This is a genomic window from Variovorax sp. WDL1, from assembly GCF_001541225.1.
Classification (GTDB): domain Bacteria; phylum Pseudomonadota; class Gammaproteobacteria; order Burkholderiales; family Burkholderiaceae_C; genus Variovorax.
On record NZ_LMTS01000004.1, the window covers coordinates 105503 to 117576 of the forward strand.

At 68.4% G+C, this 12074-nt stretch carries 12 protein-coding genes and 1 pseudogene; 7 read left to right on the plus strand and 6 right to left on the minus strand.

The genetic code is table 11. The features are described 5' to 3' along the window. Positions 1 to 4319: DEAD/DEAH box helicase (locus APY03_RS00565; protein WP_083944083.1), on the plus strand; the 4319-nt coding region annotated here is incomplete at its 5' end. A 135-nt stretch (positions 4320 to 4454) separates the two neighbouring features. Next, positions 4455 to 4910, plus strand: coding sequence for a response regulator transcription factor (locus APY03_RS00570; protein ID WP_068672879.1), 456 nt, complete (start codon positions 4455 to 4457; stop codon positions 4908 to 4910). 35 nt (positions 4911 to 4945) lie between these two features. Here APY03_RS00570 and APY03_RS00575 read toward each other — a convergent pair whose 3' ends face one another. Then, on the minus strand, positions 4946 to 5311 hold the full coding sequence (locus APY03_RS00575; RefSeq protein WP_068672881.1) for a hypothetical protein: 366 nt from the start codon (positions 5309 to 5311) through the stop codon (positions 4946 to 4948). Further along, positions 5308 to 5487, minus strand: coding sequence for a hypothetical protein (locus tag APY03_RS00580; RefSeq protein ID WP_068672882.1), 180 nt, complete (start codon positions 5485 to 5487; stop codon positions 5308 to 5310). Before APY03_RS00580 ends, APY03_RS00575 begins: the two co-directional genes overlap by 4 nt. A gap of 384 nt (positions 5488 to 5871) precedes the next feature. On the opposite strand from APY03_RS00580, the gene APY03_RS41100 reads away from it, so the two are divergent. From APY03_RS41100 to APY03_RS00590, 3 genes are all read left to right on the plus strand, one after another. After that, positions 5872 to 6060, plus strand: coding sequence for a hypothetical protein (locus APY03_RS41100; RefSeq protein WP_146039327.1), 189 nt, complete (start codon positions 5872 to 5874; stop codon positions 6058 to 6060). A gap of 297 nt (positions 6061 to 6357) precedes the next feature. Beyond that, positions 6358 to 6735: a helicase SNF2 gene (locus tag APY03_RS00585; protein ID WP_068672883.1), complete on the plus strand. Its 378-nt coding sequence runs from the start codon at positions 6358 to 6360 to the stop codon at positions 6733 to 6735. Between the two features lie 137 nt (positions 6736 to 6872). Further along, positions 6873 to 7136, plus strand: a complete 264-nt coding sequence (locus tag APY03_RS00590; protein ID WP_146039326.1) for a hypothetical protein — start codon at positions 6873 to 6875, stop codon at positions 7134 to 7136. A gap of 41 nt (positions 7137 to 7177) precedes the next feature. Here APY03_RS00590 and APY03_RS00595 read toward each other — a convergent pair whose 3' ends face one another. Beyond that, positions 7178 to 7447: a hypothetical protein gene (locus tag APY03_RS00595; RefSeq protein WP_232081112.1), complete on the minus strand. Its 270-nt coding sequence runs from the start codon at positions 7445 to 7447 to the stop codon at positions 7178 to 7180. A 198-nt stretch (positions 7448 to 7645) separates the two neighbouring features. Between APY03_RS00595 and APY03_RS00600 the strand changes: the two genes are divergently transcribed. Beyond that, a complete protein-coding gene (locus tag APY03_RS00600; RefSeq protein WP_068672907.1) occupies positions 7646 to 8053 on the plus strand; it encodes a hypothetical protein in 408 nt (135 codons plus the stop codon). Positions 8054 to 8061: 8 nt separating this feature from the next. Here APY03_RS00600 and ybaL read toward each other — a convergent pair whose 3' ends face one another. Next, positions 8062 to 9753 (minus strand): YbaL family putative K(+) efflux transporter, encoded by a 1692-nt coding sequence (gene ybaL, locus APY03_RS00605; protein WP_068672909.1) that lies wholly within the window; start codon positions 9751 to 9753, stop codon positions 8062 to 8064. A 137-nt stretch (positions 9754 to 9890) separates the two neighbouring features. Next, entirely contained in the window at positions 9891 to 10628 is a 738-nt protein-coding gene (gene phbB, locus APY03_RS00610; RefSeq protein ID WP_068672911.1) for an acetoacetyl-CoA reductase, read from the minus strand. 156 nt (positions 10629 to 10784) lie between these two features. Between phbB and APY03_RS00615 the strand changes: the two genes are divergently transcribed. Next, positions 10785 to 11660 carry an endonuclease/exonuclease/phosphatase family protein gene (locus APY03_RS00615; protein ID WP_068672912.1) on the plus strand — a complete coding sequence of 292 codons (876 nt, stop codon included), beginning with the start codon at positions 10785 to 10787 and terminating at the stop codon, positions 11658 to 11660. A 111-nt stretch (positions 11661 to 11771) separates the two neighbouring features. Here APY03_RS00615 and APY03_RS43085 read toward each other — a convergent pair. After that, positions 11772 to 12074: pseudogene (locus tag APY03_RS43085) on the minus strand (hypothetical protein); the annotation flags it as partial.

Genomic DNA, 12074 nt, shown 5'->3' on the forward strand with positions numbered 1-12074 from the left:
GCTGGTTCAGCCGCAGCTTTCCCGCGCCCACCGAGGCGCAGAAGGCCGCCTGGCCCGCCATTCGCGCCGGGCGCCACACGCTGGTCGCGGCCCCGACCGGCTCGGGCAAGACGCTGACCGCCTTCCTCGCCGCGCTGGACGGGCTGGTGTGCCAGGGCCTCGCGCCCGGCGGCCTGCCGGACGAGACCACGGTGGTGTATGTCTCGCCGCTCAAGGCGCTCTCCAACGACATTCGCCTGAACCTCGAGGCGCCGCTGGCGGGCATCCGCGCCGAACTCGCGGCGCTGGGCTTGCCGGACGTCGAGATCCGCAGCGCCGTACGTACCGGCGACACGCCCTCCAGGGATCGCCAGCAGAGCCTGCGCCAGCCACCGCACATCCTCGTGACCACGCCCGAGTCGCTCTACGTGCTGCTCGGATCGGCCTCGGGCCGGCGCATGCTGTCCACGGTACGCACGGTCATCGTCGACGAGATCCACGCCATCGCCGCAGGCAAGCGGGGCAGCCATCTCTCGCTCTCACTGGAGCGGCTGCAGTCGCTGTGCGGCCGACCCCTCACGCGCATCGGGCTGTCGGCCACGCAGAAGCCGGTCGACGAGGTCGCGCGCTTCCTGGTCGGCGCTGGCCACCTGCATGACGGCGTGGCCGACTGCGAGATCGTCGACATCGGCTACGCCAAGGAACGCGACCTCGCCCTCGAGCTCCCGCCGCAGCCTCTGGGCGCGGTGATGACCCACGAGCAATGGGACCAGGTGTACGCACGCGTGGCCGAACTGGTGCTGTTGCATCGAACGACGCTGGTCTTCGTCAACACCCGCCGCATGGCCGAGCGCGCTGCCCGCCATCTCGGCGAGCGCCTGGGCAAGGAAGCGGTGGCCGCGCACCACGGAAGCCTCGCCAAGGAGGCGCGACTCGATGCCGAACAGCGACTCAAGCGCGGCGAGCTCCAGGTGCTGGTGGCAACCGCCTCGCTGGAGCTCGGCCTGGACATCGGCGACGTGGATCTCGTGTGCCAGCTGGGCTCGCCGCGTTCCATCGCCACCTTCCTGCAGCGCGCCGGGCGCTCGGGCCACGCTGTGGGCGGCACGCCCAAGGCGCGCCTCTTCCCGCAGTCGCGCGACGAGCTGGTCGAGTGCGCGGCCCTGCTGGACTGCGTCCGCCGCGGCGAGCTCGACGCCCTGCGCGTGCCGCCGGCCCCGCTGGACGTGCTCGCGCAGCAGATCGTGGCCGAGACCGCCAGCCGTGAATGGGACGAGGACGCGCTGTTCGCCCTGGTGCGCCGCGCCTGGCCCTATGCGCAGCTCGCGCGCGAGCAGCACGACGCCGTCGTGCGCATGCTGGCCGAGGGCTTCGCCACCCGCAACGGCCCGCGCGCGGGCTATGTGCACAAGGACGCGGTGCACCACCGGCTGCGCGAGCGCCGCGGCGCCCGGCTCACGGCCTTGACCTCGGGCGGCACCATCCCCGAAACCGGCGACTACAGCGTGCTGCTGGAGCCGCAGGCGCACCAGATCGGCACGGTGAACGAGGACTTCGCGGTCGAGAGCCTGGCCGGCGACGTGTTCCAGCTCGGCAACACCAGCTACCGCATCCTGCGCATCGAGCCGGGCCGCGTGCGCGTGGAGGACGCACAGGGCGCAGCGCCCAACATCCCCTTCTGGCTCGGCGAGGCGCCGGGGCGCAGCGATGAGCTGTCCTTCGGCGTCTCACGGCTGCGCGAGGAGCTCGGCGACCACATCGCCGCGCATGGCGCCGACAGTGCCGTGCGATGGCTGCAGGCGGCCATCGCGCTGTCCGAGGATGCCGCTCGCCAGCTCGTCGATCACCTTGCGCGCACGCTCGCTGTGCTGGGCGTGTTGCCGACGCAGCAGCAGATCGTCTTCGAGCGCTTCTTCGACGAATCGGGGGGCATGCAGCTGGTCATCCATTCGCCCTTCGGCAGCCGCCTCAACCGCGCCTGGGGGCTGGCGCTGCGCAAGCGCTTCTGTCGCAAATTCAACTTCGAGCTCCAGGCCGCGGCGACCGAGGACGCGATCGTGCTGTCGCTGTCGACAAGCCACAGCTTCGCGCTCGACGAGGTGGCGCGCTACCTGCACTCGGCGACCGCGCTCGACGTGCTGGTGCAGGCCCTGCTGGACGCGCCGCTCTTCGGCGTGCGGTGGCGGTGGAACGCGACCACCGCGCTGGCGCTGCCGCGCTTCGCCGGCGGCCGCAAGGTGCCGCCGCAGCTGCAACGCATGAAGTCCGAGGACCTGCTGGCCAGCGTGTTCCCCGACCAGGTGGCTTGCGCCGAGAACCTGGCCGGCGAGCGCGAGATCCCCGACCATCCACTGGTCGCGCAAACGCTGGACGACTGCCTGCACGAGGCAATGGACGCCGAAGGTTGGCTGCGCCTGCTGCGCCGCATGGAGGCCGGCGAGGTTCAGGTGACCGCACGCGACCTGCCGGCCCCTTCCCCGCTCGCGGCCGAAGTGCTGACCGCGCGACCCTATGCCTTCCTCGACGACGCTCCATTGGAGGAGCGGCGCACGCAGGCCGTGCAGAGCCGTCGCTACGCCGATCCCGAGAGCGCGGACGATCTGGGCCGCCTCGACGCTGACGCGATCGACAGCGTGCGGGAGGAGGCCTGGCCACGTCCGCGCCATGCGGACGAAATGCACGAAGCGCTCAGCGGCCTGGCCATGCTCACCGATGAAGAGGTCGGACGAGATGCCGCGTGGAAGCCCTGGCTGGCGGCGCTCGCCGATGCCGGCCGCGCGACCCGCCTCCTGCCGACGTGCACGGACGCTGGGCTGTGGGTGGCGGCCGAACGCCTCTCGCTCGCGCGCGTTCTGTATCCCTCCGCCACCCTGCATCCCGCCATCGCGCCGCCGGCCGAGTACGCGCAGGGCCCGTCGACGCGTGACGAAGCATTGCGCGAGCTGCTGCAATCGCGCCTGGGCGGACTCGGACCTGTGTCCACGGGCTCGCTGGCGCGACAGCTTCGGCTGCCCGAAGCCGAGCTCGAGACGGCGTTGCTCGGTCTGCAGGGTGAAGGGCTGCTGTTGCAGGGGCGCTTCACGCCCGGCGCCGCAGAGCCCGAATGGTGCGAGCGGCATCTGCTGGCCCGCATCCACCGCTACACGCTGAAGCGGCTGCGGCGCGAGATCGAGCCCGTCGAGCCGCGCGACTTCGCGCGATTCCTCTTCGAGTGGCAGCATGTGAGCGCCGCATCCAGGGTCAGCGGCCCCGAGGCGCTGGCTGGCGTGCTGACCCAGCTCGAAGGCTACGAGGCCCCCGCCGTGCTGTGGGAGGCCGAGCTGCTGCTGGCCCGCGTCAACGATTACGCGAGCGCCTGGCTCGACGATCTCTGCACCGCGGGCCGTGTGATGTGGACGCGCTTGCGCCCCACCGCGCCAGAGAGCCGGACCGGCCGAGCTGGCACCTCGCTGCGCGCCACTCCGATCCTGCTGCTGCCGCGCCGGAGCGCCGCGCTGTGGAATCAGCTCGCACCGGTGCCCGTCGACGATGCTGCGCTGGGCTCGCGTGCACGGCGCGTGGCAGCCTGGCTGGGCGAGCACGGCGCCTCTTTTTTCGACGAGATCGCAGACGGCGCCCGCCTCCTCGGCACCGAGCTCGAGGATGCGCTGTCCGAGCTGGTGGCGCGCGGCCGCGTGCGCTGTGACAGCTATGCGGGCTTGCGGGCCCTGCTGGTTCCCGCCTCGAAGCGCTCGGCTTCCCATTCGTCGCATCGGCGACGGCGCGGCGCCCTGTTCGGCATCGAGGACGCAGGTCGCTGGTCGCTGATGCGGCCGTCCTCGGCGGGAAGCGAGAACGCAGCTTCGGGTGCCATCGAGCAGGTCGCGCGCGTGCTGCTGCGTCGTTATGGCGTGATGTGCTGGCACCTTATAGAGCGGGAGGCTGCGTGGCTTCCGCCGTGGCGCGAGCTGGTGCGCACCTATCGGCGGCTGGAGGCCCGCGGGGAGATCCGCGGCGGCCGCTTCATCGCCGGACTGTCGGGCGAACAGTTCGCGTTGCCGGAGGCCATCGGACTGATGCGCAACGTGCGCCGGCAAGCACCGGATGCAAGCCTGGTCTGCCTCTCGGCGGCCGATCCCGCCAATTTGCTGGGGAGCGTGCTGCCGGGTGACCGGGTGCCGCGCGTGCCGGGCTCGCGCGTGCTCTACCAGGGGGGCGTGCCGATCGCGACCAGCATCGGGGGCGAGATCCAGATCCTTGCGCCGCTCGACGCGGCGCTGGAGAAGCAGACGCGCAAGGCGCTGACGCTGGACCCGGCGTGGCGCTCGATGGCCGCGGCCGCACCGGCAGTCCTTGGCTGAGAAACCGTCCGTGTCTCTTCGCGGTCAATTCGGCGGCCCCAAGATCGGCGACAGCGAATCGCGGCATGCTCCTACAATCACTCCAGCGATACGCGCCAATGCTCCTGCTCCTCGGCAGATTTGGAGGATTCCCAGATGACCAGCGACTCGGCATGTTCAACCGATGCATGCTGCAGTTTGCGCGTGCTGGTAGTGGAAGACGACCCCGAGGTTCTGGAAGCGACGCTCGAAGCACTCGAGCTGCTCGGTCACTGGGCCACCGGCGTGCGCAGTGCCGAAGGGGCGATCGACCGCTTCCTCGAAGGCGCCTTCGATGTACTGATGGCCGATATCGGACTGCCCGGACTCTCCGGCCTGGAGCTGGCGGACAAGCTCCAGACCCGCTGCGGATTGCCGATCATCTTCGCGACAGCGAGCCAGGCGCCCGAGACACCGATTGCCGGCACCGTCTGGCTATGCAAGCCCTTCAGCATCGAGCAGCTCGGCGATGCGTTGCGCCAGGCCGCTCGCCTGCGTCCTGCGCCTGCATCCCCTTCGACTCCCCTGTCACCCGCTCCCACGCTGTCATCCGGCGCCCTCCTGGCGCGCTGAAGCAGGCGGACCCTGCATGGGCGCCGGCGGGTGCCTCAACCCCGCTGGCAGCTGGCGTAAACAAGTGCCAGATAGTCGGCGTGCTTGCGAAGACTCTCGAGCTGCTGCAGTGTGTCGCCATGGATCGGATCCTTGGGGTCGAGTCGCAGCTCGCCGTCGGGCATGAGGATGAAGTGGGTCTTGCCGCCCGAGGTTCCGCTGCGATCCTGCGCGCTGACATAGCCACAGGCCGTACCCGTCTTCTTGTTGTAGAAGACACCCGAGAGGCTTGCCCTGCCGGCGTCGGGTAGCCTGCTCTTCACGCGGGACTCGACCTGCCACACCGGCCAGTAGAACCACCAGCCGCCGAGGCAGGCGGCGAAGATGGCGACGCTGGCGAGCAGGCAGGCGAAGACCCTCATGGCGTGTCCTTGTCATCGGGTTGCACGAACTGCATCGCGAACCGGCCCAAGGGGGTGAGTTCCGTCACCGTCGCCGTCCCCTTGCGGCCGGCCGCCGCAGAGAACGATGCCTTGACCCAGCCACCATCCTTGAGGATGCGCAGCGCCTCGATGTCCTCGATCGAAGCGAAGACCATCGGGAGCGGTCCTTTTGCCACGCGCTGAAGCACCCTATACGAGGACAAGGGTGCCTCCGCAGGCACGCTGGCGAAGCGCGCTGAAGTTCGTCTCGGGACGTGAATGCATGTACCCAATTGTAATTACATGTAGTACTTACAGGCTACTCATCCCGGGCGTAATCTCACAAATAAGGTGCAGCAGAAACTCCCGGGGTGCTCGGGCGACGTCCGGCGCTGCCGACCTCGAGTCTTGACAGCAGTCCAAGAAATATGAAGAAGTTGCGGATGCAGCTTGGGTTTGTCCGCCCCTGCCGTCGCCATGGGCTGCCGCTTTGTGTAGTCTTTGAGTCGCCAGCTTGCGAGCGTCGCCCAGGCCTCGCCGGTTGCCAAATGGAGGCAGACATGCGCGACTCGTTGACGCCTATGGACGTATCGTTCGACCGATGGACACAGCTGTCGGACGCCTTCAAGCAACACCTGTCGCACATGAAGGAAGGTGACGACGAGGCGCGCGCCGAAGCCATCCGGCTGGCACGCGAACTCGACGCACTCACACGCTTGATCACCCGCGAGCTGAACACCGAGGCATAGAACAGGGCCTGAGCTCTGCCTGTTTCGCTCCTTTCTGAAGCCGTCCCTCGCCGTCCTTCGAAGCGACGCACGCTACGTTCGATCCCATGCGACCTGCCCGATTGTTTCCGGCAGGGGAACGCCGTGATTCCCAATGGCTAGGGTTTTTACTTAGTTTTTGGCGCAAACTTCATTTCACAGAGCAGCCATTCACTGTTCTGAGTGAACAGGGCACCGAGCGAGGTGGCCGTCCCTCCGGACGACGACCCCACCCAAGACCGGTTCGAAATCAATCCCAGTCATTTGCAAGGAACTGAAATGAAGACCTCGAAGATCATCGCCGCAGCAGCTCTTTCCCTTCTCGCCGCAGCCGGCGCTCAAGCGGAAACCTACGAAGGCGTGCATGCGCCCGTGTCGGCCAACAGCCGCGCAGACGTGCGCACCCAGGCCGTCGTCGCAGCGCACAGCGAGAACCCATACGCCGAAGGGGTGTCGTCGCGCGTCGCGCCGTCCCTGACCGCCTACGCCGACCGTGCCGTTGTGCGCAATGAGGCCGTGGCCGCCGCGCGCAGTGCCAACCCCTATGCCGAGGGCTATGGGCAAGGCGTCACGCCGGTGCTGGCCAGCACCGTCGACCGCGCCACGGTGCGCGCCCAGGCCCGCGCCGCCGCTCGCGGCCAGCGACTCGCGCTCTAAGCGCCACGCGCATCGCGCGACAAGCCGGGGCCATGCGAAATGCATGGTCCCGGCTTTTTTCTTGTGACCGCGATGCAGCGCCTGCATCGAGAATGGGAATGCTCTGCGCGCCGGAGCGCGGCACAATCTCGTTCAGCATGACGCAGCAACTGCCCCACCCTGACGACCTGAGCGACGCGGAACTCGCGGAACAGGCCCACGCCTGGCGGCGCCTGGCGCTTCGCGGCGACCGCCACGCGCGGGCGCCTGCACACGCCTACGAGACGGCGCTGCGAGAGCGCGTGCGCGCCTCGATGGCCGCAGAACTGATCGCAAACGCCTCCGCCGCCGCACCCGAGCCCAAGCGCCCGTGGTGGCGCCGCTTGTGGCCTCTCTCGACGGACGCGCGCGTCACCTCCTGAAGGCGCGAGCGGCCAACCACCCACTGGACGCCGCCGGCACATCACTTCAGTTTGCGCGGACCGTTGTTGCCAAACAACCTTCGCATGGCTGCAACGCCTGCCACCAGGGCGTTGGCGTAAGTCGCCTGAGGATCGCTCGCGGCTTCGAGCGGCAGGTAGGGAAGCGCATCCTCCATGGCGTAGTCCGTGCCTTCCATCAATACCCAGTAGAACTCCCCTTCTTCGAGTTCGTGCACGGTCAGCGCGATATTTCGCAATTGCGACATGGGCTTAGCAGGGGCTTTCCAAGTGAGCTGTTCGATCCTATGCATCGGCGCCTGCCTAGCCTAGTCACAATTTCACATTTTGTCGCTAATGTGACTAAAAGTTATAAACCAGGTGATGCCGGGCACAAGTCCGGTGCAGTCGAATGTGTTCGCTCAGCACCAAGGGCTTTTCCTACAGCAGGCGGATGCGGCGAAGCCTAAGCTGACTCTTCCTTGAAAACGTAGCGTGATTGAGGAGGCATCGTGAAGCACTTCGTCCTCGACTCTCACATGTGCGCAGCCTTCGGGGGCGCGTTCTATCCGACCGGGCATTCGGTCGTGATGTTTCCAAAGGCCGAAGACGCCAACCGCGTCGGGCACCAGTTGATCGACCGGGGCTTCAGCGGCGACGAGGTCTACCTGATTCCGCCCCAGACGATGCTCTCCCAGATCTCGCCGACGGTGCGGGATGACGCCGACACGCCCCTGCCCTCGGCAGGTACCGACGGCGCTACCGTGAGGGTCTACACCAAGCTCGCCCGTGAAGGCCACACAGGCCTGCTGGTCAAGACGGAGAACCGGGCCGCGGCCGAACGCCTGATGGAGGTGGTCCGCACCGTGCCCTACTCGGTGGCCGAGCGCTACTGCCGGCTCGTGATCGAAGACCTCTGAAGCCGACCCTAGGCCGGCGCAGCCCGGCTGAGGACGGCGCGCGCCATGGACTGCGCGAGTTCCTGCTCGCCCAGGAAGACCGTGGTCTCGACCTCCTGGGTCAGCAGGCGCGCCTCGTCTTCGTTGTGACTGCGAATCACGGTCTGGATCGCAGGATTGAGCGTGCGCGAGGCCTCGATCATCTGCCGGACGTTGATGGCATCGGCGGTCGCGACCACCAGCACGCGGGCCCGCGCAATATGTGCCTGGATCAGCACCGCAGGATCCGCCGCATCGCCCCAGACCGCCGCCCTGCCCTCGCCGCGCAGCTTCTCGACCAGTTCGCGGTTCTGCTCCACCACCACGAAGGGGAGATCGTGGGCCGCCAGTTCTGCCGCGATGCGCCTGCCCACGCGGCCGTAGCCGACCAGCACCACCTGGCGCGACAGGTACCTCGCTTCGGTGCTCATCGGCAGCTCGGCCAGGGGGTCGTCGCGCTGGGCGAGCCCGCGAGCGAGGCGCGAGTGCGCGTGCAGCCACTTCTGCAGCGGGCCGATGATGCCGAACCACAGCGGATTGGTCGCGATGGAGATCAGCGCGCCGGCCAGCAGCAGGCTCTGGCCCTCTTGCGGGAGCAAGCCCAGCGAAACCCCCAGCGCCGCCAGGATGAAGGAGAACTCGCCGATCTGCGCCAGGCTCGCGCTCACCGTCAGCGCCGTGCCCAGGGGGTAGCGAAGGAGCAGCACCAGGGCGCAGGCAGCGACCGACTTGCCCACGACGATCACCAGCACCACGGCCAGCACCTGCAGCGGGCGTTCAATGAGCACCGCGGGGTCGAACAGCATCCCGACGGAGACGAAGAACAGCACCGCGAAAGCATCGCGCAGCGGCAGGGATTCCTGCGCCGCCCGATGGCTGAACTCTGACTCGCGCATGACCATGCCGGCGAAGAATGCGCCCAGCGCAAAGGAAACGCCGAACAGCGCCGCCGAGGCGAACGCGATGCTCACCGCCGCGGCCACCACGCACAGCGTGAACAGCTCGCGCGAGCCGGTGCGCGTGATCTGCCACAGGAGCCAGGGGAAGACCCGCCGCCCCACGACCAGCATCAGGAACACGAAACCGCCGACCTGCAGCAGCGTGAGTCCCAGCGTTTGCCAGAGCGGCGCCGCATCCGCGCGCGCCGCGCCGCTGCCCAGCGCCGCACCCAGCGGCGGCAGCAGCACCAGCACCAGCACCATCGCGAGGTCTTCGACGACCAGCCAGCCCACGGCGATGCGGCCGGTGAAGGAATCGAGCAGCCCCAGGCTTTCGAGGGCCCGCAGCAGCACCACCGTGCTCGCCACCGACAACGCCAGCCCGAAGACCAGCGCGCCGCCCAGGCTCCACCCCCACCAGCTCGCCAGCGCGCCGCCCAGCAGCGTGGCCACCGCCATCTGCACCAGCGCGCCGGGCAGCGCGATCTTGCGCACCGCGAGCAGGTCGTCGAGCGAAAAATGCAGGCCGACGCCGAACATCAGCAGCATCACCCCGATCTCGGCCAGCTGCGCGGCGATGCCCGCGTCGGCCACGAAGCCGGGGGTGAAGGGGCCGAGGATCACGCCCGCAATCAGATAGCCCACCAGCGCCGGCAAGCGCAGCCGTGCCGCCAGGAAGCCCAGGACCAAGGCCAGGCCCAGTCCGGCCGCTACGGTGTTGATCAGGGAAACGCTGTGGGGCATCGCCCGCATTGTGCAAGAGCGAGGCCCGCGCCTCGTCAATGCCCCGCCGTGATGTAGCCGACGGGAAGCGCACGCCCGACCGCCCCACGAAAAAGACCCGCCTCGGCGGGTCTGTTCGGGGGCGTCGGGGGCGCGCCTCAGTGCATGTGCAGGCCGCCGTTGACCGAGAAGTCGGCACCGGTGGAGTAGCCGCCCTCGTCGGTCGCGAGCCAGGCGATGATGGAGGCGATCTCGCTGGGTTCACCCAACCGCTTGACGGGAATGGTGGCCACGATCTTGTCGAGCACCTCCTGCCGGATGGCGCGGACCATGTCGGTGCCGATGTAGCCCGGGCTCACGGTGTTCACCGTGACGCCCTTGGCCGCCAGTTCCTGCGCCAGCGCCATCGTGAAGCCGTGCATGCCGGCCTTGGCGGCCGAGTAGTTGGTCTGGCCGGCCTGGCCCTTGGCGCCATTGACCGAGCTGATGTTGATGATGCGGCCCCAGCCCTTCTCGACCATGTCGCCCACCACCTGCTTGGTGACGTTGAACATGCTGTTGAGGTTGGTCTCGATCACCGCGCTCCAGTCCTCGGGCGTCATCTTCAGGAACATGCGGTCGCGCGTGATGCCGGCGTTGTTGACCAGCACGTCGATGCTGCCATGCTCGGCCTTGGCCTTGGTGAAGGCCTCCACCGTCGACTGCCAATCGCCAACGTTGCCGACCGAGGCATGAAACTCGTAGCCCAGCGCCTTCTGCTCCGCCAGCCATTTGGCATGGTCGCGCGTGGGGCCGCAGCCGGCGATCACCGTGAAGCCATCCTTGTGAAGGCGCTGGCAAATGGCCGTACCAATGCCCCCCATGCCGCCGGTGACGTATGCAACTTTCTTGCTCATGATTTTCCCTCGATGTTGACGCGCCTGAACAGGCGCGGTTCACTGTAGCCAAGTTTCCCACCAGCCCCGGCTCAGGAAAACACTGACCCCTCAATGCAACGGGGTGTCACAGCCCCGCCCATATGCTGCGCTCCCTATCGGAAAAGGCAGGCTTCCATGAAACTCGTGACTTGGAACACCCAGTGGTGCCGCGGCCTCGATGGCGTGGTGAGTACCGAACGTATCGTCGAAGGCGCCCGCGCGATGGCCGACTTCGATGTGTTGTGTCTGCAGGAAATCGCTTCGGGTTACGAGCGCATGTCGGGCGCCCCCGGCGACCAGCCGGCCGAGCTGCGCGCGCTGCTGCCTGGCTTCCGGCTCTTCTTCGGCGCCGCGGTCGAGGAATTCGACGGCGAGGGCCGCCGGCAGCGCTTCGGCAACCTGATCGCCACGCGCCTGCCAGTGTCGCTGGTCCGGCACCATCCACTGCCCTGGCCGCCCGACCCGACCGTGAGCAGCATGCCGCGCATGTGCACCGTCGTGACGCTGGCCAGCCCCGAACTGGGCACCGTGCGCGTGATGACCACGCACCTCGAGTACTACTCGTCCGTACAGCGCCGGGCGCAGGCCCAGGCTTTGCGCGCCCTGCATATCGAGGCCTGCCAACAGGCCGCGGCGCCGCCTGCCGCGGCGTTCGACGACTCCCCTTTCCAGCCCAAGCCGCACACGCAGCACGCCGTCCTCTGCGGCGACTTCAACATGCAGGCCAGCGACCCGTCCCATGCCGAGATCCAGGCGCCGTTCACCGCGCCCGAGCTGCCAGCCGGCGGAGTACCGGACAAGCGCTTCCAGGACGCCTGGCCGCTTGCACATCCCGAGCGCCCCCACGACCCCACCTTCAAGCTGTTCGACAAGACCTACGGCAAGGACCCCGCCGCTTTCGATTTCGTGTTCGTCAGCGACACGCTGGCGCCGCGCGTGCGGCGCGTGGAGGTCGATCTCCACACGCGTGCTTCGGACCACCAGCCCGTGCTGATCGAGTTCGGCGACTGAGAGCCGCGAACGAACGCGGCACGGGCCATTGCGCCTGCACACCGGCACCGCGGGTCACCTTCCCGCACCTGGCCTCCGCGGCGGCGAGATGGCTGCGCCGGGCTTCCGGCGTCACCTTGTCCTCGGCACGATCCCGGAGCCGAGGTCCGCCAGGCGCTGCGTGACCGTCTCGTCCTGTGTCTCGAGTGCGAGCAGCCGCTGCGCGAACCGCAGCACAGGCGCATCGACCATGCGCCCGTCGAGATTGATGGCCCCACCGCCGGCCGCGCGCATCGCCGCATCGACGCGCCGCGCCCAGGCCAGTTGCCCGGCACTCGGCGCGAAGGCCGCCTGCACAGGCGCCACCTGCTCAGGATGGATGCAGAGCTTGGCGCCGAAGCCGCCGCGGCGGGCGCGCGCCGCATCGGCGGCCAG